The sequence below is a fragment of the Streptomyces sp. NPDC048182 genome, assembly GCF_043202555.1.
In the GTDB taxonomy this organism is placed as follows: domain Bacteria; phylum Actinomycetota; class Actinomycetes; order Streptomycetales; family Streptomycetaceae; genus Streptomyces.
In genome coordinates, this window is sequence record NZ_JBIDAQ010000016.1 from 64,461 (window position 1) to 90,194 (window position 25,734).

Genomic DNA, 25,734 nt, shown 5'->3' on the forward strand with positions numbered 1-25,734 from the left:
ACGGAAGGGGCTCCCGTACGCACCGTACGGGAGCCCCTCCTAGTGTCGTCGGGGGGTGTCAGCCGCCGAACTCCTCCAGGCCCTTGAGCGCCTGGTCGAGCAGGGCCTGGCGGCCCTCCAGCTCGCGCTCCAGCTTGTCGGCGCGGGCGTTGTTGCCCTGGGCGCGGGCCTGCTCGACCTGGCCGCGCAGCTTGTCCACGGCGGCCTGGAGCTGACCGGTCAGACCCGCGGCACGCGCGCGTGCCTCCGGGTTGGTCCGGCGCCACTCCGACTCCTCGGCCTCCTGCAGCGCCCGCTCCACCGCGTGCATCCGGCCCTCGACCTTCGGGCGGGCGTCGCGCGGCACGTGGCCGATGGCCTCCCAGCGCTCGTTGACCGACCGGAACGCGGCGCGGGCCGCCTTCAGGTCGTGCACCGGCAGGAGCTTCTCGGCCTCGCCGGCCAGCTCCTCCTTGAGCTTGAGGTTGTCCGCCTGCTCCGCGTCCCGCTCGGCGAAGACCGAGCCGCGGGCGGCGAAGAAGACGTCCTGGGCGCCGCGGAAGCGGTTCCACAGGTCGTCCTCGTGCTCGCGCTGGGCGCGGCCCGCGGCCTTCCACTCCGTCATCAGGTCGCGGTAGCGGGCCGCCGTCGGCCCCCAGTCAGTGGAGCCCGAGAGCGACTCGGCCTCGGCGACCAGGCGCTCCTTGGTCCGGCGGGCGTCCTCGCGCTGCGAGTCCAGCTGCGCGAAGTGCTGCTTGCGGCGCTTGGAGAACGCCGAGCGGGCGTGCGAGAAGCGGTGCCACAGCTCGTCGTCGGACTTGCGGTCGAGCCGGGGCAGGCCCTTCCAGGTGTCCACCAGCGCGCGCAGCCGCTCGCCGGCGGACCGCCACTGCTCGGACTGCGCCAGCTCCTCGGCCTCGGCGACCAGCGCCTCCTTGGCGGTGCGCGCCTCGTCGGACTGCTTGGCCCGCTGCGCCTTGCGCTCCTCGCGGCGGGACTCCACCGAGGCGACCAGCTTGTCGAGCCGGCCCTTGAGCGCCTCCAGGTCGCCCACCGCGTGGTGCGCGTCGACCTGCTCGCGCAGGTGCTCCACGGCGGTCAGGGCGTCCTTCGGCGCCAGGTCGGTGGTCTTCACGCGCTTCTCGAGGAGGCCGATCTCGACCACTAGGCCCTCGTACTTGCGCTCGAAGTAGGCCAGCGCCTCCTCGGGAGAGCCGGCCTGCCAGGAGCCGACGACCTGCTCGCCGTCGGCCGTACGCACGTACACGGTCCCCGTCTCGTCGACGCGGCCCCACGGGTCGCTGCTCACAGCGCCTCCTCCACATGATGCCGGCGGGGGGCTTCGCCACCCCCGGGCATCGTCCACAGTTTCGTCACGGCCAACATAGGCGACCGGCGGGCGGCCTGTCCGCATCCCGCGCGACCGAACTTGCCCAGCTAGAGGTCAGGATTTGGCGACCGTCGCCTTGTCGATCACCACGGTCGCGTTGGGCGCCGTGTTCTGGGTCGTCGGGTCGGCCGGAGCCGCGCCGGCGGCGGCGATCTTCTTGAGGACCTTCATCCCGGACGCGGACACCGTGCCGAAGGGCGTGTAGCTCGGGGGCAGCTGGCTGTCCTGGTAGACGAGGAAGAACTGGCTGCCGCCGGAGTTCGGCTGGCCGGTGTTGGCCATCGCCACCGTGCCCGCCGGATAGACGTTGTCCTTGAGGCTCTTGTCCTTCAGGTTCTCGTCCGGGATGGTGTAGCCCGGTCCGCCGGTGCCCTGGCCGGTCGGGTCGCCGCACTGCAGCACGTAGATGCCGCTGTCGGTGAGCCGGTGGCACTTGGTGTGGTCGAAGAAGCCCTTGCCGGCCAGGAAGTCGAACGAGTTGACCGTGTGCGGCGCCGCCGACGCCTTCAGGGCGAGGTCTATGTCGCCGCAGGTCGTGGCGAGCTTCATGGTGTACTTCGCCGACTTGTCGACGGTGAGCGCCGGCTCCTTCTTCCACGACTGCGTCTTGACCTTGCCCGCGGCGGGCTTGTCACACGGATCCGCCGCCTTGCTGGAGGAGGGCGGCGCGCTCGGGGTGGACTGCGCGGCCGTGTCCTTCTTGCCGTCGTCGTCGTCCTTGAGGACCACCCCGGTCGTGTACAGCGCGACGCTGCCGATCAGGATCACGCCGAGCACCGACGCGATCGCCGCGTTGCGCATACGCGCCTTGCGCCGCGCGTCGGTGCGCCGCTGCTGCTGCCGCAAGAACTTCTCCCGGGCGAGCTGACGCCGCCGCTGCTCCTGGCTGACCACCGGGTTGTCTCCTCAAGCGTCTACGTGAAGCGTCTTCGTGTCTGCGTGTAGCCCCGTACCGTATATGGGTTCGCTGAGGATTCGGCACCGCCGGTAGGCTCTGACCGCGGGCGCGGCCCGCCCGCATGCCCCCGTACCACCACAAACGAAGGACGATCGTGCTCATTGCCGGGTTCCCCGCCGGGGCCTGGGGGACGAACTGCTACCTCGTCGCCCCCGCCGCCGGTGAGGAGTGCGTGATCATCGACCCCGGCCACCAGGCCGCCCAGGGCGTCGAGGAGGCACTCGCCAAGCATCGGCTGAAGCCCGTCGCCGTCGTCCTCACCCACGGCCACATCGACCATGTGGCCTCGGTCGTCCCGGTGTGCGGCGCGCACGACGTGCCCGCCTGGATCCACCCCGAGGACCGGTACATGATGAGCGATCCCGAGAAGGCGCTCGGCCGGTCGATCGGGATGCCGCTGATGGGCGAGCTGACCGTGGGGGAGCCGGACGACGTCCGGGAGATGACCGACGGCGCGAAGCTGGAGCTGGCCGGCCTGGAGCTGACCGTGGCGCACGCGCCGGGCCATACCAAGGGGTCGGTGACCTTCGCCCTGCCCGAGGCCGCGGACATCCCGCCGGTCCTCTTCGCGGGCGACACGCTGTTCGCCGGCTCCATCGGACGCACCGACCTGCCCGGCGGCGACATGGCCGAGATGCTCGAGACACTGGCCCGTGTGTGCCTGCCGCTCGACGACTCGACCGTGGTGCTGTCCGGCCACGGCCCCCAGACGACCATCGGCCAGGAGCGCGCCACCAACCCGTATTTGCGGCAGGTGGCGGCCGGCCAGGAAGCCCCCCGGGCTCCCCGACGAGGAATGTGACGAGAGACCTTCCGTGAGCACCTTCAAGGCCCCCAAGGGCACCTACGACCTGCTGCCGCCGGAGTCCGCGAAGTACCTGGCGGTGCGCGAGGCGATCGCCGCCCCGCTGCGCAACTCCGGCTACGGCTACATCGAGACGCCCGGCTTCGAGAACGTCGAGCTGTTCGCGCGCGGTGTCGGCGAGTCCACCGACATCGTCACCAAGGAGATGTACGCCTTCGAGACCAAGGGCGGCGACCGCCTCGCCCTGCGCCCCGAAGGCACCGCCTCCGTGCTGCGCGCGGCCCTGGAGGCCAACCTGCACAAGGCGGGCAACCTGCCGGTGAAGGTCTGGTACTCCGGTTCGTACTACCGCTACGAGCGCCCCCAGAAGGGCCGCTACCGCCACTTCTCGCAGGTCGGCGCCGAGGCGATCGGCGCCGAGGACCCCGCCCTGGACGCCGAGCTGATCATCCTGGCCGACCAGGCGTACCGCGCCCTCGGCCTGCGCCAGTTCCGCATCCTGCTCAACAGCCTGGGCGACCAGGAGTGCCGCCCCGTCTACCGGGCCGCGCTGCAGGACTTCCTGCGCGGCCTCGACCTGGACGAGGACACCCTGCGCCGCGCCGAGATCAACCCGCTGCGGGTCCTGGACGACAAGCGCGAGTCGGTGCAGAAGCAGCTCGCCGGCGCCCCGCTGCTGCGCGACTACCTGTGCGACGCCTGCAAGGCGTACCACGAGGAGGTGCGCGAGCTGATCACCGCGGCCGGCGTCGTCTTCGAGGACGACCCCCGCCTGGTGCGCGGCCTGGACTACTACACGCGCACCACCTTCGAGTTCGTCCACGACGGCCTCGGCTCGCAGTCCGCGGTCGGCGGCGGCGGCCGCTACGACGGGCTGTCCGAGATGATCGGCGGCCCCGCCCTGCCCTCCGTCGGCTGGGCGCTCGGCGTCGACCGCACCGTCCTCGCCCTGGAGGCCGAGGGCGTCGAGCTCGACCTGCCCGCGACGACCTCCGTCTTCGCCGTCGCCCTCGGCGACGAGGCCCGCCGCATCCTCTTCGCCAAGGTCACCGAGTTGCGCAAGAACGGCGTCGCCGCCGACTTCGCCTACGGCGGCAAGGGCCTCAAGGCCGCGATGAAGGCGGCCAACCGGTCGGGCGCCCGCTACGCCCTGGTGCTCGGCGAGCGCGACCTCGCCGAGAACGTCGTGCAGCTGAAGGACATGGAGTCCGGCGAGCAGCACGCGATCGGCGTGAACGAGATCGTGGCGGAGCTGGAGACCCGGCTCGCCTGACCGCGTCCGGGCGGGAGGGGCGCACTCGGCGCGTTCGGCCGTGTGTGCCCCCTCCGAACAGAGGGCGGCCGAAAGACGACGCCTGCGGGCGACCTCCGGTGCGTTCATATGTTCAGTGAACGGTGCTCCTACGCGCGCGTGCGGCACAATGGCCCTGCCCGAAGCAGGTCCGCGTCTCGAGTGACGGAATCGGCGTGATGAGCAAGACGACAGTGAAGGACGCCTCCACCGTGACCGGTCCCGCACCCGGCCCCGAGGCCGGGACGCAGCGCAAGGAGGGCGGCAGCCGCGCCTTCGCGCTGCTGCTCGTGATCACCGGTGCCGCCGGGCTGCTGGCCGCCTGGGTCATCACGCTGGACAAGTTCAAGCTGCTCGAGGCCAAGGCCGAGGGCAAGACCTTCACCCCCGGGTGCAGCCTGAACCCGGTCGTCTCCTGCGGCAGCGTCATGGAGAGCGACCAGGCCGCCGCCTTCGGCTTCCCCAACCCGATGCTCGGCCTCGCCACCTACGCCATCGTGATCTGCGTCGGCGTCAGCCTGCTCGCCGGGGCGCGCTTCCCGCGCTGGTACTGGCTCACCTTCAACGCCGGCACCCTCTTCGGCGTCGGCTTCGTCACCTGGCTCCAGTTCCAGTCCCTGTACCGGATCAACGCCCTGTGCCTGTGGTGCTGCCTCGCCTGGGTCGCCACGATCCTCATGTTCTGGTACCTGACCAGCTTCAACGTCCGCAAGGGCTTCCTGCCGGCGCCGGGCTGGCTGCGCGGCTTCTTCGGCGAGTTCACCTGGGTGCTGCCGGTGCTGCACATCGGCATCATCGGGATGATGATCCTCACCCGCTGGTGGGACTTCTGGACCAGCTGACCGCCGTCGGGCTGTCAGTGCGGTGATTTAGGGTTTCGTACGTGGAGCCCGACCTGTTCACCGCAGCCGCAGAAGAACGCCAGGAGAAGGACCCGACCGGCAGCCCCCTCGCCGTGCGGATGCGCCCGCGCACCCTCGACGAGGTCGTGGGCCAGCAGCACCTGCTCAAGCCCGGCTCACCACTGCGCCGCCTGGTCGGCGAGGGCGGCACCGGCCCCGCAGGGCCCTCCTCCGTGATCCTCTGGGGCCCGCCCGGCACCGGCAAGACCACCCTGGCGTACGTCGTCTCCAAGGCCACCAACAAGCGCTTCGTGGAGCTGTCCGCCATCACCGCCGGTGTCAAGGAGGTCCGCGCCGTCATCGACGGCGCCCGCCGCGCCGTCGGCGGATACGGCAAGGAGACCGTCCTCTTCCTGGACGAGATCCACCGCTTCAGCAAGGCCCAGCAGGACACCCTGCTGCCCGCCGTGGAGAACCGCTGGGTCACCCTGATCGCCGCCACCACCGAGAACCCGTACTTCTCGGTGATCTCCCCGCTGCTCTCCCGCTCCCTGCTGCTCACCCTGGAGCCGCTCACCGACGACGACGTCCGCGGCCTGCTCCGCCGCGCCCTCGCCGACGAGCGCGGCCTCGCCGCCTCCGTCACCCTCCCCGAGGACACCGAGGAGCACCTGCTGCGCATCGCCGGCGGCGACGCCCGCCGGGCCCTGACCGCCCTGGAGGCCGCCGCCGGCGCCGCCCTCGACAAGGGCGAGCCGGAGATCTCGCTGACCACCCTGGAGGAGACGGTCGACCGGGCCGCGGTGAAGTACGACCGCGACGGCGACCAGCACTACGACGTGGCCAGCGCCCTGATCAAGTCCATCCGCGGCTCCGACGTGGACGCCGCCCTGCACTACCTGGCCCGGATGATCGAGGCCGGCGAGGACCCCCGCTTCATCGCCCGCCGCCTGATGATCTCCGCCAGCGAGGACATCGGCCTCGCCGACCCGAACGCGCTGCCGCTGGCCGTCGCCGCCGCCCAGGCCGTCGCCATGATCGGCTTCCCCGAGGCCGCGCTCACCCTCAGCCACACCACCATCGCGCTGGCCCTCGCCCCGAAGTCCAACGCCGCGACCACCGCCATCGGCGCCGCCCTGGAGGACGTCCGCAAGGGCCTGGCCGGCTCCGTCCCCGCCCACCTGCGCGACAGCCACTACCAGGGCGCCGGCAAGCTCGGCCACGGCCAGGGGTACGTGTACCCGCACGACCTGCCCGAGGGCATCGCCGCCCAGCAGTACGCGCCGGACGAGCTGAAGGACCGCACCTACTACACCCCGACCCGGCACGGCGCGGAGGCCCGGTACGCGGACGCGGCCGAGTGGACCCGCAAGCACCTCGGTCGAGACCGGCCCTGAGCACCCTGTAGACTGCCCCGAAGTGCCGAGTCCCGTGCCGTCAGAGCGGGACACCCGGCCGGAGCCCCGGTCCTCAGGGGTCGGCTCCAGGAGCGTCGCGCACCGTCGAACGGTGTCGCGGGCAGCCCACCACCACCCGGTAGCCCCGGAAGCGGTCGGTGGGCCACTCGCGTGCTGCACGTATGTGCCCAGATCAGGGAAGCGGCTGCCCGAAGGTCCCTTGCGGACCCGCGGGTCTTCCCGGCTGCGGATTGCGACCTCCCATAACCCTGACGAGCCGAAGACTACGAAAGAGATCAGAAGTGGCGAACCAGTCCCGCCCCAAGGTCAAGAAGTCGCGTGCCCTCGGCATCGCGCTGACCCCGAAGGCCGTCAAGTACTTCGAGGCCCGCCCCTACCCGCCGGGCGAGCACGGCCGCGGCCGCAAGCAGAACTCGGACTACAAGGTCCGTCTGCTGGAGAAGCAGCGCCTGCGCGCGCAGTACGACGTGTCCGAGCGCCAGCTCGTCCGCGCCTACGAGCGTGCCGCCAAGACCCAGGGCAAGACCGGTGAGGCCCTGGTCATCGAGCTGGAGCGCCGCCTCGACGCCCTGGTCCTGCGGTCGGGCATCGCCCGCACCATCTACCAGGCCCGCCAGATGGTCGTCCACGGCCACATCCAGGTGAACGGCCAGAAGGTCGACAAGCCGTCCTTCCGCGTCCGCCCCGACGACGTCGTGCAGGTCCGCGACCGCTCCAAGGAGAAGACGCTCTTCACCATCGCCCGTGAGGGCGGCTTCGCCCCCGACGGCGAGACCCCGCGCTACCTGCAGGTGAACCTCAAGTCCCTGGCGTTCCGCCTGGACCGTGAGCCGAACCGCAAGGAGATCCCGGTGATCTGCGACGAGCAGCTCGTCGTCGAGTACTACGCCCGCTGATCCCACTCAGCCCCGGCGCAGCGCCTCAGCCCGCCGTCTCCCCGCCCTTCCTGGTGGGCGAGGCGGCGGGCTTCGCCGTTCCGGCGCCGGCCACGGCAGGCGCGCCGGTCCCGCGCGGCGCCGGCGGCGACACCACCGCCCCCGGCCGGCCGAGCGCCCGCCGCACCGCCTCCTCGGGGCCTAGCCGCACACCGTGCCGCACGCACTCCTCGTACCGCTCGTCCCCGAGCCGCTCCCGCGCCGCCCGCTCGCACCGCTCGTGCGGGGCGTTGTAGTGCGCCGAGCCGAACAGCGGCAGCCCCACCGACGGCCAGATCCGGGCCGCCGCGCCCTGGAGCACCGCCGCCTCCGCCGCGTCGCCCTCGGCCACCGTGACCAGGGCGAGCAGCTCCACCGCGAGCACCGAGCCCAGCTGGTCCCGGAAGCGGTGGGCGCCGCCCAGGCAGTCCGCCAGCAGCTCCCGCGCCCGCGCGAGGTCGCCCTCGGCCCAGGCGGCGTAGCCCAGCACGTAGAGCGCGTAGCCCCGGGCCCACCGCTCCCCGTGGTCCTCGCAGGTCCGGCGGACCTCCTCGCATCTGCGCACCGCGTCCGGCAGATCGCCCTGGAAGGCCCGCGCCATGGCCAGCTCCACCTGGCCCATCAGCACATTGCTGTTCAGCTCCCCGATCTCCCGGTAGCGCACCAGCGCCGAGCGCAGCAGCTCCTCGGCGCCCGCCATGTCGTCGGTGACCAGCGCCAGGCAGCCGGTGCGGTGCTCCGCGTACGCCACCGCCATCGGGTCCGCCGAGCGCTCGGCCTCCCGGCGGCACTCCTGGAGGGCGCGCAGGGCGGCGGCCGTGTCGCCCTGGAGGATGGCCACGTAGCCGAGCACCCACAGCGCCTTCAGCCGGGCCCGCTCGCCCACCGCCGAACCCGAAGCCGGACCCGCCGCCGGGCGGACCGCCCGCTCCAGCCAGCGCCGCCCCTCCGACAGCCGCCCGCAGCCCACCCAGTGGAACCACAGGGCGCCCGCCAGGTACCGCCCGAAGTGCACACCCTCCGGGTCGGTCAGGCAGTGCTCCAGGGCGGCGCGCAGGTTCGGCAGCTCCACGTCCACCCGGACCGCCACCTCGTCCTGGCGCGGCGAGAACCACTCCAGCTCGCACCAGGTCGTCAGCCCCACGTACCAGTCCCGGTGCCGGCGCCCCAGCCGCGCCGCCTCACCGGAGGCCGCCAGCCAGCCGGCGCCGTACGCCCGCAGCGTGTCCAGCAACCGGTAGCGCACGCCGGCCGGGGTCTCCTCGCGGGTCAGCACCGACTGCTCAAGGAGCGCGCACAGCACGTCGAGCACGTCGTCGGCGGGCAGCCCGTGCCCGCCGCACACGTACTCGGCGGCCTCCAGGTCGAACGGGCCCGCGAACACCGACAGCCGGGCCCACAGCAGCCGCTCCGCCGGCGTGCACAGCTCGTGGCTCCAGCCCACCGCCGTGCGCAGCGTGCGGTGCCGGGGCAGCGCCGCGGTGTCCCCGCCGGTCAGCACCCGGAAGCGGTCGTCCACGCGCCCGAGCAGCTCGGCCGCCGACAGCGCGCCGAGGCGCCCCGCGGCCAGTTCGACGGCCAGCGGGATCCCGTCGAGCCGACGGCACAGCTCGCGCAGGTCCCCCTCCGGCCCGAGCACCGCCCGCCGCCTGGCGGCCCGCACCCTGAGCAGCTCCAGGGCCTCGTCCGGCGCCAGCGGCGCCAGCGGCAGCAGCCGCTCACCGGCCACGCCCAGCGGCCTGCGCCCCACCGCGAGCACCCGCAGCCCGGGCAGCCGGCCGAGCAGCTCGGCCACCAGTGCGGCACAGGGCTCGACCAGGTGCTCCACTCCGTCCAGGACCAGCAGCACCTCCCGCTCCGCGAGCCGGGCGAGCAGCGTCTCGCGGGGCGTGCGGGTGGTGTGGTCGGTCAGGCCGAGGGCGGCCACCACCGCGTAGTCCACGAACTCCGGATCGCGCACCGGCGCCAGCTCCACCCGCCACACCCCGCCGGCCGGCGCGCACCGGGCCGCGGCCCGGGCCGCGAGCCGCGACTTGCCGACCCCGCCGGTCCCGGTCACCGTCACCAGGCGTGCCTCGGCGAAGGCGCCCGCCAGCTCCGCGAGTTCCGCCGACCGCCCCACGAAGGGGTCGAGGTCCAGCGGGAGATTGCCGAGTGAGGGGCCGTCGGGCCGTTCGTCCTGCATGGGACACGGAGCGTACTGACCCGTAATCAATCCGTACAATCGCTTCCCCGAACTCCGCCGCCGCGCGCGCAAATCCGGTACGGAGCCCCGCGCCCGGCGCGATAGGCTCGGTGGACGATTTTCTCGATGTTGAGGGCTCGAAGTTCAGGGCTCGATGTTTCAGGGAGCGGGTGCGCGGTGTCCGGTGGTGAGGTGGCCGGGATCCTGGTGGCCGTCTTCTGGGCGATCCTGGTCTCCTTCCTCGCCGTAGCGCTGGCGAGGCTGGCCCAGTCGCTCAGGGCGACCACCAAGCTGGTGGCGGACGTGACCGACCAGGCCGTCCCGCTGCTCTCCGACGCCTCCCGGGCGGTGCGCTCGGCGCAGACCCAGATCGACCGGGTCGACGCGATCGCCTCCGACGTCCAGGAGGTCACGTCGAACGCCTCGGCGCTGTCGACCACCGTGGCCTCCACCTTCGGCGGCCCCCTGGTCAAGGTCGCGGCGTTCGGATACGGCGTGCGCAGGGCACTCGGCGGTCGCAAGGAGGACCTGCCGGCCAAGGAGCCGCGGCGCACCGTGATCGTCGGCCGGACGATCCCGGCCGCGCGGCGGACGAAGCGGAAGAAGGACTGATCCAGCGATGTTCCGCCGTACGTTCTGGTTCGGCACCGGCATGGCCGCCGGTGTCTGGGCCACCACCAAGGTCAACCGGAAGCTGAAGCAGCTCACCCCCGAGAGCCTCGCCGCGACCGCGGCGAACAAGGCGCTCGACGTGGGCAACCGGCTCAAGGACCGCGCGGTGGGCTTCGCCGTCGACGTCCGGGAGAACATGGCCCAGCGCGAGGCGGAGCTGGACGACGCGCTCGGCCTGAGCGCACCCGTCGACCCCGAACTGAACCCGCCCCGGCGCCCCGCCGCCATCGAGAACCGCAACGACCCGAGGTACGCCGGCCGCAGGAACAGGCCGACGTACCCGCACAACCGGAATGAGGACCACTGATGGAGTCGGCTGAGATCCGCCGCCGCTGGCTGAGCTTCTTCGAGGAGCGCGGGCACACCGTCGTCCCTTCGGCGTCGCTCATCGCGGACGACCCGACTCTGCTGCTGGTCAACGCCGGCATGGTGCCCTTCAAGCCCTACTTCCTCGGCGAGGTCAAGCCGCCGTACGACCGCGCCACCAGCGTGCAGAAGTGCGTGCGCACCCCCGACATCGAAGAGGTCGGCAAGACCACCCGGCACGGCACGTTCTTCCAGATGTGCGGGAACTTCTCCTTCGGCGACTACTTCAAGGAAGGCGCCTGCAAGCTCGCCTGGGAGCTGCTCACCAGCCCCCTGGACAAGGGCGGCTACGGCCTCGACCCCGAGCGCCTGTGGATCACCGTCTACCTGGAGGACGACGAGGCCGAGCGCATCTGGCGCGACGTCGTCGGCGTGCCCGCCGAGCGGATCCAGCGCCTGGGCAAGAGCGAGAACTACTGGTCCATGGGCGTCCCCGGACCCTGCGGCCCGTGCTCCGAGATCAACTACGACCGCGGCCCCGAGTTCGGCGTCGAGGGCGGCCCGGCCGTCAACGACGAGCGGTACGTGGAGATCTGGAACCTGGTCTTCATGCAGTACGAGCGCGGCGCCGGCACCGGCAAGGAGGACTTCGAGATCCTCGGGGACCTGCCGAGCAAGAACATCGACACCGGCCTCGGCCTGGAACGCCTCGCCATGATCCTGCAGGGCGTGCAGAACCTGTACGAGATCGACACCTCGATGGCCGTCATCGACAAGGCCACCGAGCTGACCGGCGTGGCCTACGGCGAGGCCCACGACTCGGACGTCTCGCTGCGCGTGGTCACCGACCACATGCGCACCTCCGTGATGCTCATCGGCGACGGCGTCACCCCCGGCAACGAGGGCCGCGGCTACGTGCTGCGCCGCATCATGCGCCGCGCCATCCGCAACATGCGCCTGCTCGGCGCCACCGGACCGGTCGTCAAGGACCTCATCGACGTCGTCATCGGCATGATGGGCCAGCAGTACCCCGAGCTGATCACCGACCGCGAGCGGATCGAGCGGGTCGCCCTGGCCGAGGAGAATGCCTTCCTCAAGACGCTCAAGGCCGGCACCAACATCCTCGACACCGCCGTCACCGACACCAAGGCCGCCGGCGGCACCGTCCTCGCCGGCGACAAGGCGTTCCTGCTCCACGACACCTGGGGCTTCCCGATCGACCTCACCCTGGAGATGGCCGCCGAGCAGGGCGTCTCCGTGGACGAGGACGGCTTCCGGCGCCTGATGAAGGAGCAGCGCGAGCGCGCCAAGGCCGACGCCCGGGCCAAGAAGACCGGCCACGCCGACCTCGGCGCCTACCGCGCCATCGCCGACCGGACCGGCGCCACCGACTTCATCGGCTACGGCGCCACCGAGGGCGAGTCGCAGGTCGTGGGCATCCTGGTCGACGGCATCTCCTCGCCGGCCGCCACCGAGGGCGACGAGGTCGAGATCGTCCTGGACCGCACGCCCTTCTACGCCGAGGGCGGCGGCCAGATCGGCGACACCGGCCGGATCAGGACCGACTCCGGTGCCGTCATCGAGGTGCGCGACTGCCAGAAGCCGGTGCCCGGGGTGTACGTCCACAAGGGCGTCGTCCAGGTCGGCGAGGTCACCGTCGGCGCCACGGCCCACGCCGCCATCGACAGCCGGCGCCGGCACGCCATCGCCCGCGCCCACTCCGCCACCCACCTCACCCACCAGGCGCTACGCGACGCCCTCGGCCCGACGGCCGCCCAGGCCGGCTCCGAGAACCAGCCGGGCCGCTTCCGCTTCGACTTCGGCTCGCCGTCCGCCGTGCCGACGGCCGTGATGAGCGACGTCGAGCAGAAGATCAACGAGGTGCTCGCCCGCGACCTGGACGTCCGGGCCGACGTGATGGGCATCGACGAGGCGAAGAAGCAGGGCGCCATCGCCGAGTTCGGCGAGAAGTACGGCGACCGGGTGCGCGTGGTCACCATCGGCGACTTCTCCAAGGAGCTGTGCGGCGGTACCCACGTGCACAACACCGCCCAGCTCGGCCTGGTCAAGCTGCTCGGCGAGTCCTCCATCGGCTCCGGGGTGCGCCGCATCGAGGCCCTGGTCGGCGTGGACGCCTACAACTTCCTCGCCCGGGAGCACACGGTCGTCGCCCAGCTCCAGGAGCTGATCAAGGGCCGCCCGGAGGAGCTGCCGGAGAAGGTCTCCGCCATGCTCGGCAAGCTCAAGGACGCCGAGAAGGAGATCGAGAAGTTCCGCGCCGAGAAGGTCCTCCAGGCCGCCGGCGGGCTCGCCGACTCCGCCAAGGACGTGCGCGGCGTCGCCCTGGTCACCGGCCAGGTCCCGGACGGCACCACCGCCGACGACCTGCGCAAGCTGGTCCTCGACGTGCGCGGCCGCATCCAGGGCGGCCGGGCCGCCGTCGTCGCCCTGTTCACCGTGGCGGGCGGCCGGCCGCTGACGGTCATCGCCACCAACGAGGCCGCCCGCGAGCGCGGTCTCAAGGCCGGTGACCTGGTCCGCACCGCCGCCAAGACCCTCGGCGGCGGTGGCGGCGGCAAGCCGGACGTCGCCCAGGGCGGCGGCCAGCACGCCGGCGCCGTCGGCGAGGCCATCGACGCCGTCGAGCGGCTCGTGGCGGACACCGCCAAGTGAACGCCGACGAGCGGGAGACCCCCGCGCTGCGTAGGGGCCGCCGGCTCGCGGTGGACGTCGGGGACGCCCGGATCGGGGTCGCCTCGTGCGACCCCGACGGGATCCTCGCCACGCCGGTCGAGACGGTACCGGGCCGGGACGTGCCGGCCGCGCACCGCCGGCTGCGGCAACTGGTGGCGGAGTACGAGCCGATCGAGCTGGTCGTCGGCCTCCCGCGCTCCCTCAAGGGCGGCGAGGGCCCGGCCGCGGCCAAGGTCAGGCGGTTCGCGCAGGAGCTGGCCAAGGGCATCGCGCCCGTCCCGGTCCGCCTGGTCGACGAACGCATGACGACGGTGACGGCGACCCAGGGGCTGCGCGCCTCCGGGGTCAGCTCCAAGAAGGGCCGCGCCGTCATCGACCAGGCCGCCGCGGTCGTCATCCTCCAGCAGGCACTGGAATCCGAACGGGTGTCAGGCAGGCCGCCCGGTGAGGGCGTCGAAGTGGTCATCTGATCGCGATACGGTAACGTCTCGCGCGATGCGGAGGCATTCGAACAGCCACCGCACAGCAAGAGGCGGAACGGAAGCCGGCCCCCCTCAGCCGCGCCCACCCCGTCGCCTCGCGGCTCTAGGGGATCGATGACTGAGTATGGCCGGGGCCAGGGCTCCGAACCGTGGCATCCGGAGGACCCGTTGTACGGGGACGGCGGATGGGGCGGGCAGCAGGCCGACGACGGCCGGCAGCCCCCCTACGGCGGCCAGCCGCAGTACTACCCGCAGCAGCCGCAGCAGTCCTCGTACGGCGAGTGGGGTGGTGACGTCGCGGCCGGCGGATACGGCGAGCAGGGCTACGACCCGTACGCCCAGCAGCCCGCCCACTCCTACGACCCCTACGGCGCCCAGCAGCCATACGGTCAGCAGCAGTACGGCCAGCAGTACGCCGCACAGGCGCAGCAGCCCTCGCAGGGCTACGGCCAGGGCGACGGCGGCTACGGCACCGGGTCGCACCCCTCGGCCCAGTACCCCACCGACCCGTCGGACCCCTACAACCAGCAGGCCGCCCCCTACCCGGGCGAGCAGCCCGACTTCTACGGCACCCCCGAGGCGTACCCGCCGCCGCGGCCCCCCGGTCGGCGCACCGAGCCCGAGCCGCCGCGCACCGACTGGGACCCCGGCACCGACGAGGACCAGCACGCCTTCTTCGCGGGAGCGAACGGCGATGACGAGGGCGCGGACGAGGGTGGCGCGGGCCGCGGTCGCGCCGACCGCAGAGGCCGCACCGAGAAGCCGCGGGGGCGCCGCAACGGCTGCGCGTGCCTGGTCGTCGCCCTCGTGCTCGGCGGCGGCCTGGCGGGCGTCGGGTACTTCGGATACCAGTTCTACCAGGACCGTTTCGGCGCGGCCCCGGACTTCGCGGGCGACGGCAACGGCCAGCAGGTGACCGTCACCATCCCGAAGGGCGCCGGCGGTTCGGACATCGGCCAGGAGCTCAAGCGCGTCGGCGTGGTCAAGAGCGTCGACGCCTTCATCTCCGCCCAGCAGAGCAACCCGCAGGGCAAGAGCATCCAGGACGGCGTCTACACGTTGCAGAAGCAGATGTCCGCGGCCAGCGCGGTCGAGCTGCTGCTCAGCCCCAAGAGCCGCAGCAATCTGATCATCGCCGAGGGCAAGCGCAACATCGACGTCTACAAGCTGATCGACAAGCGCCTAGAGGTCGCCGACGGCACCACGGCCAAGGTCGCCAAGGACCAGTACAAGAGCCTCGGCCTGCCCACCTGGGCGCTGAACCACGCGAAGGTCAAGGACCCGCTGGAGGGCTTCCTCTACCCGTCCAGCTACTCGGTGGCCAAGGGCCAGAAGCCCGCCGACGTGCTGAAGCAGATGGTGGCCCGGGCCGACGAGCAGTACGCGAAGCTGGGCCTGGAGCAGAAGGCGAAGGGCCTCGGCCTCGACGGCCCGTGGGAGCTGCTCACGGTGGCGAGCCTGGTGCAGGCCGAGGGCAAGACCCACGCGGACTTCCGCATGATGTCCGAGGTCGTCTACAACCGACTCAAGCCGGACAACACCGAGACCAACCGGCTGCTCCAGTTCGACTCCTCGTACAACTACCTCAAGGGCCAGAGCAACATCCACATCCGCCAGGGCGAGATCCTCAAGAACAAGGATCCGTACAACACGTACACCAACACGGGCCTGCCGCCCGGTCCCATCGGCAACCCCGGCGACGAGGCCCTCCAGGCCGCGCTCGACCCCACCACGGACGGCTGGATCTACTTCGTGGCGACCGACGGCATGAACAAGACCGAGTTCGCCAAGAACTACGCGGACTTCCAGAAGCTCAAGGACAAGTTCGATGCCAGCAGCACCGGCAACTGACCCCCGCCGGGCCGCCGTGCTCGGCTCGCCCATCGCCCACTCCCTCTCCCCGGTCCTGCACCGCGCCGCCTACGCCGAACTGGGCCTCACCGGCTGGACGTACGACGCCTTCGAGGTGGACGAGGCGGCGCTGCCCGGCTTCGTCGCCGGGCTGGGAGAGGGCTGGGCGGGGCTGTCGCTGACCATGCCGCTGAAGCGGGCCGTCATCCCGCTGCTCGACGAGATCAGCCCGACCGCGGCCTCCGTCGACGCGGTCAACACCGTGGTGTTCACCGAGGACGGCCGCGCCACCGGCGACAACACCGACATCCCCGGCATGGTCGCCGCCCTGCGCGAGCACGGCGCGGAGAAGGTGGAGAGCGCGGCCGTGCTCGGCGCCGGCGCCACCGCGTCCTCCGCGCTGGCCGCGCTGGCCCGGATCTGCACCGGCGAGATCACCTGCTACGTGCGCAGCGAGGCCCGGGCCGCCGAGATGCGCGGCTGGGCCGAGCGCCTGGAGGTGGCCGTGCGCATCGCCGACTGGTCCCGCGCCGAGGAGGCCCTGAGCGCCCCGCTCGTGGTGGCGACCACCCCCAGCGGCACCACCGACGCCCTGGCCGCCGCCGTCCCGGAGGCGCCGGCCACCCTCTTCGACGTCCTCTACGACCCCTGGCCCACCGCCCTCGCCGCCCGCTGGTCGGCGGGCGGCGGCGCGGTGGTCGGCGGCCTGGACCTCCTGGTGCACCAGGCGGTGCTCCAGGTGGAGCAGATGACGGGCCGGGCTCCGGCCCCGCTCACGGCCATGCGGAACGCGGGTGAGCGGGCGCTCGCCGACCGCTAGACTCCGTCCGGTTCCGCAGGGGGCGGGGCCGTGAGGGGGAGAAGGAAACATGGCCATGGGTACGCCGCTGGCGTCCGGCAAGGGCGAGATCTTCGAGTTCGCCCTGAAGTTCACGCCGCAGTGGGTGCAGATCACCGTGCTCTGCCTGGTGCTGCTCGCCGTCGTCGCCAACTGGGTCGTCAAGGGCAAGCGGAAGCTCGACCAGCGGCGGGCGCGTCGCAGCGGGCAGCCCGTCCATGTGGTTCTGCCGCACGGGCAGGGGCGCGGTGCCGACTACCTCGGGCCGTACGCCCCGCAGCGCGACGCGGACGGCACGCCCCGCTGACCGCCCCCGGCGCCCCGGTCCGCCAGGTGGACCGGCGGCCGGGCCCGCGCCCCGGACGTGGGAGGATCGGAGGCGGCGGACCCGGGCCCGCGCACCCGGTCACGCCGTCGCCGTACGCGCACGAGTCGCGTACGCAGGGCATACCGGGGCGCGAGTACTGAGGAGCACCGTTGAGCAGGTTGCGCTGGCTGACCGCGGGGGAGTCCCACGGTCCCGCACTCGTCGCGACGCTGGAGGGCCTGCCCGCCGGCGTACCGATCACCACCGAGATGGTGGCCGATCACCTGGCGAGGCGGCGGCTGGGCTACGGGCGCGGCGCGCGGATGAAGTTCGAGCGCGACGAGGTCACCTTCCTCGGCGGCGTGCGCCACGGCCTCACCATGGGCTCGCCGGTCGCGGTCATGGTCGGCAACACCGAGTGGCCGAAGTGGGAGCAGGTCATGGCGGCCGACCCGGTCGACCCGGAGATCCTCGCCGGCCTCGCCCGCAACGCCCCGCTCACCCGCCCCCGCCCCGGACACGCCGACCTCGCCGGCATGCAGAAGTACGGCTTCGACGAGGCCCGCCCGATCCTGGAGCGCGCCTCCGCGCGGGAGACCGCGGCCCGGGTGGCGCTCGGCGCCGTCGCGCGGTCGTACCTGAAGGAGACGGCCGGCATCGAGGTGGTCAGCCACGTCGTGGAGCTGGCCGCCGCCAAGGCGCCCTACGGCGTCCACCCCACCCCGGCCGATGTCGAGCGCCTCGACGCCGACCCGGTGCGCTGCCTGGACGCCGCCGCCTCCGAGGCGATGGTCGCGGAGATCGACCAGGCCCACAAGGACGGCGACACCCTCGGCGGCGTGGTCGAGGTGCTGGCGTACGGCGTGCCCGTCGGCCTCGGCTCGCACGTGCACTGGGACCGGCGCCTGGACGCCCGCCTCGCCGCCGCCCTGATGGGCATCCAGGCCATCAAGGGCGTCGAGGTCGGCGACGGCTTCGATCTCGCCCGGGTGCCGGGATCCCAGGCGCACGACGAGATCGTCCCCGGCCCCGAGGGCATCAAGCGCGCCTCGGGCCGCTCCGGCGGCACCGAGGGCGGCCTGACCACCGGTGAGCTGCTGCGGGTGCGCGCCGCGATGAAGCCCATCGCCACCGTGCCCCGCGCCCTGAAGACCGTCGACGTCGCCACCGGCGAGGAGACGCAGGCCCACCACCAGCGTTCCGACGTCTGCGCCGTCCCGGCGGCCGGCATCGTTGCCGAGGCGATGGTCGCCCTGGTCCTCGCCGACGCGGTGGCCGAGAAGTTCGGCGGCGACTCGGTCCCCGAGACCCGCCGCAACGTGCGCTCCTACCTCGACGCGCTGGCCATCCGATGAGCACCCCGGTGATCGTCCTGGTCGGTCCGATGGGCGTCGGCAAGTCCACCGTCGGGCAGCTCCTCGCCGACCGCCTGGGCACCGGCTACCGCGACACCGACGAGGACATCGTCACCGCCGAGGGCCGCAGCATCGCGGACATCTTCCTGGAGGACGGGGAGGCCGCCTTCCGCGCCCTGGAGAAGGACGCGGTGCGCGCCGCGCTCGCCGGACACGACGGGGTCCTCGCCCTCGGCGGCGGCGCGATCCTCGACGAGGGCACGCGCGAACTGCTCGCCGGGCACCGCGTGGTCTACCTCTCGATGGACGTCGAGGAGGCGGTGAAGCGCACCGGCCTGAACGCCGCGCGCCCGCTGCTCGCGGTCAACCCGCGCAAGCAGTGGCGCGAGCTGATGGAGGCCCGCCGTCACCTGTACGAGGCGGTCGCGACGGTCGTCGTGGCCACCGACGGCCGGACGCCGGAGGACGTCGCCCGAGCCGCCCTGGAAGCAGTGGAGTTGAAGGACGTATGACCGAGGCAGTCACCCGGATCGCGATCGCCGGCACCGCCGGGTCCGACCCGTACGAGGTCCTGGTGGGCCGTCAGCTGCTCGGCGAGCTGGCCGGCCTGATCGGCGACCGGGCCCGCCGGGTCGCCGTGATCCACCCCGAGGCGCTCGCCGAGACCGGCGACGCGCTCCGCGCCGACCTCGCCGAGCAGGGCTACGAGGCCGTCGCCGTGCAGGTCCCCAACGCCGAGGAGGCCAAGACCGCCGAGGTCGCCGCCTACTGCTGGAAGGCGCTCGGCCAGTCCGGGTTCACCCGCACCGACGTCATCGTCGGCGTCGGCGGCGGCGCCACCACCGACCTGGCCGGCTTCGTCGCCGCGTCCTGGCTGCGCGGGGTGCGCTGGATCGCCGTACCGACCACCGTCCTCGGCATGGTGGACGCGGCCGTCGGCGGCAAGACCGGCATCAACACCGCCGAGGGCAAGAACCTGGTGGGCGCCTTCCACCCGCCGGCCGGGGTGCTGTGCGACCTGGCCGCCCTGGACTCCCTGCCGGTCAACGACTACGTCTCCGGGCTCGCCGAGATCATCAAGGCCGGCTTCATCGCCGACCCGGCGATCCTCGACCTCATCGAGTCCGACCCCGCCGCCGCCCGCACCCCCGACGGGCCGCACACCGCCGAGCTGATCGAGCGCTCCATCCGGGTCAAGGCGGAGGTCGTCTCCTCCGACCTGAAGGAGTCGGGCCTGCGGGAGATCCTCAACTACGGCCACACCCTCGGCCACGCCATCGAGAAGAACGAGCGCTACAAGTGGCGGCACGGCGCCGCCGTCGCCGTCGGCATGCACTTCGCCGCCGAACTGGGCCGCCTCGCCGGCCGCCTGGACGACGCCACCGCCGACCGGCACCGCACGGTCCTGGAAGCGGTCGGGCTGCCGCTGCACTACCGGCACGACCAGTGGCCCAAGCTCCTGGAGAACATGAAGGTCGACAAGAAGTCCCGCGGCGACCTGCTGCGCTTCATCGTCCTGGACGGCCTGGCCCGCCCCACCGTCCTGGAGGGCCCCGACCCGGCCGTCCTGCTCGCCGCCTACGGCGAGGTGGGGGAGTAGCGTCCCTGGGAGGGCCACTCCTTGACGCGCCCCCGCGAACGGGCACTTCCCACCGCCCCCGGCCGTTGCACCGAACGACGGCCGGGGACGGTACCGTTCGGTAGCAGCGGGGCCGCCCCGCTGTCAGCGCCCATCGCCTGTACGACGAGACGGAGTGGCACCGGATGCAGCACGCAGTGGGTCCTCCGCTGCCGCCGCCCCACCAGCCGGGGCACGGACCAACCCCCGGCTGGTCCCCGGCCGCACACCATCCCGGCCCTCACCAGGGGCCTCCCGCGGTACCCCCGCCCTACCCCGGGCAGCAGCACGTCCCGCAGCCGCAGCCCCAAGCCCAGCCGCACCCCCAGGTGCCGGCGCCGGTCCCGCCCGCCGTCCCCGAGAGCACGGGGCGCGTCGTGCTGCCGCCCGGCGCCCCCTTCGCCGCCCCGGGCCCCGGCGCCGCCCAGGCCCTCGTGCCCGACCCGGCCACGGCCACCGTCGCGGTGCTGCTCATCGGCCCGGCCGGCGCCGGCAAGACCAGCGTCGCCCAGCACTGGGCGAGCCACCGCCGGGTGCCCACCGCCCACATCAGCCTGGACGACGTGCGCGAATGGGTCCGCTCGGGCTTCGCCGACCCCCAGGCGGGGTGGAACGACAACTCCGAGGCCCAGTACCGCCTGGCCCGCCGCACCTGCGGCTTCTCCGCGCGCAACTTCCTGGCCAACGGCATCTCCTGCATCCTCGACGACGCGGTCTTCCCGGACCGCCCGGTCGTCGGGCTCGGCGGCTGGAAGCGGCACGTGGGGCCCGGCCTGCTCCCCGTCGTGCTGCTGCCAGGGCTGGACGTCGTCCTGGAGCGCAACGCCCTGCGCAGCGGCAACCGGCGGCTGACCGACGAGGAGGTCGCCCGCATCCACGGCCGGATGGCGGGCTGGTTCGGCTCCGGGCTGCCGATCATCGACAACTCCCAGTTGGACGTGGCGGAGACGGCCCGGGTCCTGGACGAGATCCTGGTCCGCTCCCTCGCCAGCCCGCCCCAGTGGTGACGGACCGGGGCTGACGGCCGTACCCCGGGCCGCACCCCACTCGGACCCGCTCGACCGGCGCCATCCCGCCGCCGCTCGTACGCTCGGCTCATGTCAGAGGTGTACGAGGCCCGCCGGACGCGCCTAAGAGAACGCTGCAACGCGGGCGGCAGCGCGGCGGCGCTCGTCTCCCGGCCCGCCAACGTGCGCTACCTCGCGGGCGCCGCCCCGCACGGCGCCGTGCTCCTCCTCGGCCGCACCGAGGACGTGCTGGTCTGCTCGGGTCCGCCCGACGACCGGCCGGTCCAGGGCAGGCCCGACGAATCGCTGCCGGTCAGGGCGCTGCCAGGCCCCGGGGGCGACGCGGCGGTGGCCGCCGCGGGCTTCGCCGCCGCGCAGGGCGCCGACTCGCTCGCCACCGAGGACCACCACCTCACCGTGGCCCGGCACCGGGCGATGCGCTCGGTCGCCCCGCGGCTGCGCCTGACCGACCTCGGCGGCGCGGTGGAGCAGCAGCGGGTGGTCAAGGACGAGGAGGAGATCTCCTGCCTGCGGATCGGCGCGGAGATCGCCGACCAGGCCCTCGGCGAACTCCTGGAGTCCATCCTCGTCGGCCGCACCGAGCGGCATCTCGCCCTGGAGCTGGAGCGCCGTCTGGTCGACCACGGCGCCGACGGCCCCGCCTTCATGACCTCGGTGGGCACCGGACCCAACTCCGGCCGCCGCTGCCACCGCCCCTCCGACCGGCGGGTGGAGGAGGGCGACTTCCTCTCCGTGTGCCTGGGCGCCACCTACCGCGGCTACCGCTGCGAGATCGGCCGCACCTTCGTCATCGGCACCTCGCCGGCCGACTGGCAGATCGAGCTGTACGAGCTGGTCTTCGCCGCCCAGCGGGCCGGCCGCGAGGCCCTCGTCCCCGGCGCCGTCTGCCGGGACGTGGACCGCGCCGCCCGGCAGCCGCTGGACTCCGCCGGGTACGCCGAGAACCTCCCGGCGCTCACCGGGCACGGGGTCGGACTGGAAATCGACGAGGACCCGCAACTGGCCCCGGCGGCCATGGGTAAACTGGACGCTTGTGTGCCGGTCACCGTCGAACCGGGGGTCCACCTCCCGGGCCGGGGCGGTGTCCGGATCGATGACACGCTCGTCGTGCGCCCCGAGGCGGACGGCGGACCCGAGCTACTCACCATCACGACCAAGGAGCTGCTCGCGCTCTAGCCACGCGCTGTGCGCAACCTCCGGGGTCGTCCACGTCAGTCCAGGAGATTCCGCAACCGTGGCTTCCACGAACGACCTCAAGAACGGCCTGGTGCTCAAGCTCGAAGGCGGCCAGCTCTGGTCCGTCGTCGAGTTCCAGCACGTCAAGCCCGGCAAGGGCCCGGCCTTCGTGCGCACCAAGCTCAAGAACGTGCTCTCCGGCAAGGTGGTCGACAAGACCTTCAACGCCGGTGTCAAGGTCGAGACGGCCACTGTCGACAAGCGCGACATGCAGTTCTCGTACATGGACGGCGACTACTTCGTCTTCATGGACATGGAGACCTACGACCAGCTGATGGTCGACCGCAAGGCCGTCGGCGACGCCGCCAACTTCCTCATCGAGGGCTTCTCCGCCACCGTCGCGCAGCACGAGGGCGAGGTGCTCTTCGTCGAGCTGCCCGCCGCCGTCGAGCTGACCATCCAGGAGACCGAGCCGGGCGTCCAGGGCGACCGCTCCACCGGCGGCACCAAGCCGGCCACCCTGGAGACCGGGCACCAGATCCAGGTCCCGCTGTTCATCACCACCGGCGAGAAGATCAAGGTCGACACCCGCACGAGCGACTACCTCGGCCGGGTGAACAGCTAACCGTGGCCGCCCGCAACACGGCCCGCAAGCGCGCCTTCCAGATCCTCTTCGAGGGCGACCAGCGGGGCACCGACGTCCTGACCGTCCTCGCGGACTGGGTGCGGCACTCCCGGTCCGACACCCGGCAGCCGCCGGTGAGCGAGTACACCATGGAGCTGGTCGAGGGCTACGCCGAGCGCGCCCGGCGCATCGACGAGCTGATCGCCCAGTACGCGGTGGACTGGACGCTCGACCGGATGCCGGTCGTCGACCGCAACATCCTGCGGCTCGGCGCCTACGAGCTGATCTGGGTCGACGCGACCCCGGACGCCGTCGTCCTGGACGAGATGGTGCAGCTGGCGAAGGAGTTCTCCACCGACGAGTCGCCCGCCTTCGTCAACGGCCTCCTCGGCCGGCTGAAGGAGCTGAAGCCCTCGCTGCGCCGCGACGAGGACTGACCGGCGCTTCCGGACACCCCGAGACGCCGAGGGGCCCGCAGCATCCCTGCTGCGGGCCCCTCGGCGTCGGTGCGCGCCTGGCGCTCAGACCTCTTCGTGGGACACCGCGCGGCGGGCGTCCGCGTCCAGCACGCCCCAGCTGATCAGCTGCTCGGTGAGGACGGAGGGGGACTGGTCGTAGATGACGGCGAGGGTGCGCAGGTCGTCCTGGCGGATCGAGAGCACCTTGCCGTTGTAGTCGCCGCGCTGCGACTGGATGGTGGCCGCGTAGCGCTGCAGCGGGCCCGCCTTCTCGGCCGGGACCGAGGAGAGGCGCTCCAGGTCGAGGACCAGCTTCGGCGGCGGCTCGGCGGCGCCGCCCGGGGTGGTGCCCGGCAGCAGCTCCTGCACGGGGACGCCGTAGAAGTCCGCCAGCTCGGCGAGGCGCTGCACGGTCACGGCACGGTCGCCGCGCTCGTACGAACCCACCACGACGGCCTTCCAGCGGCCCTGGGACTTCTCCTCGACACCATGGAGGGAAAGGCCCTGCTGGGTGCGGATGGCCCGAAGCTTGGCCCCGAGCTGCTTGGCGTATTCGCTGGACATATGGCTCCCCGGACAAGGTGTCGACGCGGTGTGCGGTGCGGTGTGCTGTGGTGCGAGCCCGCGCGGCTGGTAACTCACTGTGAGGTTACGCAGCGTTACTCTGCTGCGTCAAGCCGAATGGTCCACACCGACGCTTCCGTGGTAACCGCACCCCGTTGCTGCACCCGGGTGACGGCGCTGCGGCGAACGGGTGAGGCGGGGCCGCCGGGGTGCGGCGCGGGGTGCCCGGCGGGCCTGGTAGCGTAGGTGGCGCAAATCCGACGTCCTTTAAGAGCCGTCCCGTGAGGCGGAGAAGGAGGTCCGTTTCGTATGGACACGCACGCGAACCCGCAAGCCCACGCGGCTGCGACCGATGCCCGGCCCGTTCTGGAGGGCCCCGACATCGCGCGGGTACTGACCCGCATCGCCCACGAGATCGTCGAACGCGCCAAGGGCGCCGACGACGTGGTGCTCCTCGGCATCCCGACCCGGGGCGTCTACCTCGCCCGGCGGCTCGCCGACAAGCTGGAGCAGATCACCGAGCGCCCGGTCCCGGTCGGCTCGCTGGACATCACCATGTACCGCGACGACCTGCGCATGCACCCGCCCCGCGCGCTGGCCCGCACCGAGATCCCCGGCGACGGGCTCGACGGCCGCCTGGTGGTCCTCGTCGACGACGTGCTCTTCTCCGGCCGCACCATCCGCGCCGCCCTGGACGCGCTGAACGACCTCGGCCGCCCCCGCGCCGTGCAGCTCGCCGTCCTGGTCGACCGCGGCCACCGCGAGCTGCCCATCCGCGCCGACTACGTCGGCAAGAACCTCCCCACGTCGCTGCGGGAGGCGGTCAAGGTCCAGCTCGCCGAGGAGGACGGTCGCGACACCGTGCTGCTCGGTGTGAAGGCCGAGCAGTAGCGAACCGCGCACGCCGGGCCGCTTCGGCATGCCCGCGCGCCCGCTGATCCGCCCCAGTCCTTCCGAGTCCTCCCGATTCGAACCGTCCTACGGAGCCTGACAGATGCAGCGCCATCTCATCTCGGCCGCCGACCTCACCCGCGACGACGCCGTCCTGATCCTCGACACCGCCGAGGAGATGGCCCGGGTCGCCGACCGGCCGATCAAGAAACTGCCCACCCTGCGCGGCCGTACCGTCGTCAACCTGTTCTTCGAGGACTCCACCCGCACCCGGATCTCCTTCGAGGCCGCCGAGAAGCGGCTCTCCGCCGACGTCATCAACTTCACCGCCAAGGGCTCCAGCGTCTCCAAGGGCGAGTCCCTGAAGGACACCGCGCAGACGCTGGAGGCGATGGGCGTCGACGCCGTCGTCATCCGGCACGGCGCCTCCGGCGCCCCCTACCGCCTCGCCACCTCCGGCTGGATCGACGCGGCCGTGATCAACGCCGGCGACGGCACCCACCAGCACCCCACCCAGGCCCTCCTGGACGCCTTCACCATGCGCCGCCGCCTGGTCGGCCGCGACGCCGGGCTCGGCCGGGACCTCGCCGGGCGGCGCATCACCCTGGTCGGGGACGTCCTGCACAGCCGGGTCGCCCGCTCCAACGTCGACCTGCTGCACACCCTGGGCGCCGAGGTCACCCTGGTCGCCCCGCCCACCCTGGTGCCGGTCGGCGTGGAGAACTGGCCCTGCGAGGTCTCCTACGACCTCGACTCCACGCTCCCCAAGTCCGACGCGGTGATGATGCTGCGGGTGCAGCGCGAGCGCATGAACGCCGCGTTCTTCCCCACCGAGCGCGAGTACTCCCGCCGCTACGGCCTGGACGGCGACCGGATGGCCCGGATGCCGGAGCACGCCATCGTCATGCACCCAGGACCGATGGTGCGCGGCATGGAGATCACCGCCGAGGTCGCCGACTCCGACCGCTGCACGGTCGTCGAGCAGGTCGCCAACGGCGTCTCCATCCGCATGGCCGTCCTCTACCTGCTGCTCGGCGGCAATGAGCCCGCCGTCACCCACGCCCGCCCCACCGAGGAGAAGTAAGAC

Annotated in this window: 25 protein-coding genes; 21 read left to right on the forward strand and 4 right to left on the reverse strand. The window is 72.5% G+C overall.

Features of this window, described 5'->3' with window-relative positions:
• Nucleotides 1-58 precede the first annotated feature (58 nt).
• Together ACGFZL_RS26890 and ACGFZL_RS26895 are read right to left on the reverse strand one after the other, a co-directional pair.
• Nucleotides 59-1,288 carry a DUF349 domain-containing protein gene (locus tag ACGFZL_RS26890; RefSeq protein WP_393695487.1) on the reverse strand — a complete coding sequence of 410 codons (1,230 nt, stop codon included), beginning with the start codon at nucleotides 1,286-1,288 and terminating at the stop codon, nucleotides 59-61.
• Nucleotides 1,289-1,423: 135 nt separating this feature from the next.
• Nucleotides 1,424-2,263 (reverse strand): peptidylprolyl isomerase, encoded by an 840-nt coding sequence (locus ACGFZL_RS26895; RefSeq protein WP_393695489.1) that lies wholly within the window; start codon nucleotides 2,261-2,263, stop codon nucleotides 1,424-1,426.
• A gap of 158 nt (nucleotides 2,264-2,421) precedes the next feature.
• Here ACGFZL_RS26895 and ACGFZL_RS26900 point away from each other — a divergent pair, with 158 nt between their 5' ends.
• From ACGFZL_RS26900 to rpsD, 5 genes are all read left to right on the forward strand, one after another.
• Nucleotides 2,422-3,129 carry an MBL fold metallo-hydrolase gene (locus ACGFZL_RS26900; RefSeq protein ID WP_355172953.1) on the forward strand — a complete coding sequence of 236 codons (708 nt, stop codon included), beginning with the start codon at nucleotides 2,422-2,424 and terminating at the stop codon, nucleotides 3,127-3,129.
• Between the two features lie 13 nt (nucleotides 3,130-3,142).
• Nucleotides 3,143-4,405 carry a histidine--tRNA ligase gene (gene hisS / locus ACGFZL_RS26905; protein ID WP_393695491.1) on the forward strand — a complete coding sequence of 421 codons (1,263 nt, stop codon included), beginning with the start codon at nucleotides 3,143-3,145 and terminating at the stop codon, nucleotides 4,403-4,405.
• 197 nt (nucleotides 4,406-4,602) lie between these two features.
• Nucleotides 4,603-5,265 carry a vitamin K epoxide reductase family protein gene (locus ACGFZL_RS26910; RefSeq protein WP_393695493.1) on the forward strand — a complete coding sequence of 221 codons (663 nt, stop codon included), beginning with the start codon at nucleotides 4,603-4,605 and terminating at the stop codon, nucleotides 5,263-5,265.
• A 41-nt stretch (nucleotides 5,266-5,306) separates the two neighbouring features.
• Complete coding sequence (locus tag ACGFZL_RS26915) at nucleotides 5,307-6,662, forward strand: replication-associated recombination protein A (RefSeq protein ID WP_355172958.1); 1,356 nt, start codon at nucleotides 5,307-5,309, stop codon at nucleotides 6,660-6,662.
• A gap of 302 nt (nucleotides 6,663-6,964) precedes the next feature.
• Nucleotides 6,965-7,579: a 30S ribosomal protein S4 gene (rpsD, locus tag ACGFZL_RS26920; protein ID WP_355172960.1), complete on the forward strand. Its 615-nt coding sequence runs from the start codon at nucleotides 6,965-6,967 to the stop codon at nucleotides 7,577-7,579.
• Nucleotides 7,580-7,604: 25 nt separating this feature from the next.
• On the opposite strand, the gene ACGFZL_RS26925 is transcribed toward rpsD, so the two are convergent.
• The gene (locus ACGFZL_RS26925) at nucleotides 7,605-9,782 is read right to left on the reverse strand and encodes an ATP-binding protein (protein ID WP_393695496.1); all 2,178 of its coding nucleotides are present in this window, start codon (nucleotides 9,780-9,782) and stop codon (nucleotides 7,605-7,607) included.
• A gap of 177 nt (nucleotides 9,783-9,959) precedes the next feature.
• Here ACGFZL_RS26925 and ACGFZL_RS26930 point away from each other — a divergent pair, with 177 nt between their 5' ends.
• From ACGFZL_RS26930 to nusB, 14 genes are all read left to right on the forward strand, one after another.
• Nucleotides 9,960-10,394, forward strand: a complete 435-nt coding sequence (locus tag ACGFZL_RS26930; RefSeq protein WP_355172964.1) for a DUF948 domain-containing protein — start codon at nucleotides 9,960-9,962, stop codon at nucleotides 10,392-10,394.
• A 7-nt stretch (nucleotides 10,395-10,401) separates the two neighbouring features.
• Entirely contained in the window at nucleotides 10,402-10,761 is a 360-nt protein-coding gene (locus ACGFZL_RS26935) for a hypothetical protein (RefSeq protein WP_393695498.1), read from the forward strand.
• A complete protein-coding gene (gene alaS, locus ACGFZL_RS26940) occupies nucleotides 10,761-13,433 on the forward strand; it encodes an alanine--tRNA ligase (protein ID WP_393695500.1) in 2,673 nt (890 codons plus the stop codon). Before ACGFZL_RS26935 ends, alaS begins: the two co-directional genes overlap by 1 nt.
• Entirely contained in the window at nucleotides 13,430-13,924 is a 495-nt protein-coding gene (gene ruvX / locus ACGFZL_RS26945; protein ID WP_393695502.1) for a Holliday junction resolvase RuvX, read from the forward strand. Before alaS ends, ruvX begins: the two co-directional genes overlap by 4 nt.
• A 126-nt stretch (nucleotides 13,925-14,050) precedes the next feature.
• A complete protein-coding gene (mltG, locus tag ACGFZL_RS26950) occupies nucleotides 14,051-15,787 on the forward strand; it encodes an endolytic transglycosylase MltG (RefSeq protein ID WP_393695504.1) in 1,737 nt (578 codons plus the stop codon).
• A complete protein-coding gene (locus ACGFZL_RS26955) occupies nucleotides 15,765-16,607 on the forward strand; it encodes a shikimate dehydrogenase (RefSeq protein ID WP_393695506.1) in 843 nt (280 codons plus the stop codon). The genes mltG and ACGFZL_RS26955 overlap by 23 nt, the downstream gene beginning before the upstream one ends.
• Nucleotides 16,608-16,656: 49 nt before the next feature.
• A complete protein-coding gene (locus ACGFZL_RS26960; RefSeq protein WP_393695508.1) occupies nucleotides 16,657-16,932 on the forward strand; it encodes a hypothetical protein in 276 nt (91 codons plus the stop codon).
• 170 nt (nucleotides 16,933-17,102) lie between these two features.
• Nucleotides 17,103-18,287: a chorismate synthase gene (gene aroC / locus ACGFZL_RS26965; protein WP_393695510.1), complete on the forward strand. Its 1,185-nt coding sequence runs from the start codon at nucleotides 17,103-17,105 to the stop codon at nucleotides 18,285-18,287.
• Nucleotides 18,284-18,799 (forward strand): shikimate kinase, encoded by a 516-nt coding sequence (locus ACGFZL_RS26970; RefSeq protein WP_393695512.1) that lies wholly within the window; start codon nucleotides 18,284-18,286, stop codon nucleotides 18,797-18,799. Before aroC ends, ACGFZL_RS26970 begins: the two co-directional genes overlap by 4 nt.
• The gene (gene aroB, locus ACGFZL_RS26975) at nucleotides 18,796-19,887 is read left to right on the forward strand and encodes a 3-dehydroquinate synthase (RefSeq protein ID WP_355172982.1); all 1,092 of its coding nucleotides are present in this window, start codon (nucleotides 18,796-18,798) and stop codon (nucleotides 19,885-19,887) included. The genes ACGFZL_RS26970 and aroB overlap by 4 nt, the downstream gene beginning before the upstream one ends.
• Nucleotides 19,888-20,051: 164 nt before the next feature.
• The gene (locus ACGFZL_RS26980; protein WP_393695515.1) at nucleotides 20,052-20,912 is read left to right on the forward strand and encodes a Pro-rich N-terminal domain-containing protein; all 861 of its coding nucleotides are present in this window, start codon (nucleotides 20,052-20,054) and stop codon (nucleotides 20,910-20,912) included.
• A 90-nt stretch (nucleotides 20,913-21,002) separates the two neighbouring features.
• Nucleotides 21,003-22,109, forward strand: coding sequence for an aminopeptidase P family protein (locus tag ACGFZL_RS26985; protein WP_355172986.1), 1,107 nt, complete (start codon nucleotides 21,003-21,005; stop codon nucleotides 22,107-22,109).
• 58 nt (nucleotides 22,110-22,167) lie between these two features.
• Entirely contained in the window at nucleotides 22,168-22,734 is a 567-nt protein-coding gene (efp, locus tag ACGFZL_RS26990) for an elongation factor P (RefSeq protein WP_355172988.1), read from the forward strand.
• 2 nt (nucleotides 22,735-22,736) lie between these two features.
• Complete coding sequence (gene nusB, locus ACGFZL_RS26995) at nucleotides 22,737-23,171, forward strand: transcription antitermination factor NusB (RefSeq protein WP_355172990.1); 435 nt, start codon at nucleotides 22,737-22,739, stop codon at nucleotides 23,169-23,171.
• An 84-nt stretch (nucleotides 23,172-23,255) separates the two neighbouring features.
• Here the strand turns inward: nusB and bldD are convergent, their stop codons facing one another.
• Nucleotides 23,256-23,756 carry a transcriptional regulator BldD gene (bldD, locus tag ACGFZL_RS27000; RefSeq protein WP_355172992.1) on the reverse strand — a complete coding sequence of 167 codons (501 nt, stop codon included), beginning with the start codon at nucleotides 23,754-23,756 and terminating at the stop codon, nucleotides 23,256-23,258.
• A gap of 309 nt (nucleotides 23,757-24,065) precedes the next feature.
• Between bldD and pyrR the strand changes: the two genes are divergently transcribed.
• Both pyrR and ACGFZL_RS27010 read left to right on the forward strand, forming a co-directional pair.
• Complete coding sequence (gene pyrR / locus ACGFZL_RS27005; RefSeq protein ID WP_355172994.1) at nucleotides 24,066-24,647, forward strand: bifunctional pyr operon transcriptional regulator/uracil phosphoribosyltransferase PyrR; 582 nt, start codon at nucleotides 24,066-24,068, stop codon at nucleotides 24,645-24,647.
• A gap of 103 nt (nucleotides 24,648-24,750) precedes the next feature.
• On the forward strand, nucleotides 24,751-25,731 hold the full coding sequence (locus ACGFZL_RS27010) for an aspartate carbamoyltransferase catalytic subunit (RefSeq protein ID WP_355172996.1): 981 nt from the start codon (nucleotides 24,751-24,753) through the stop codon (nucleotides 25,729-25,731).
• The last annotated feature ends 3 nt before the right edge of the window (nucleotides 25,732-25,734 follow it).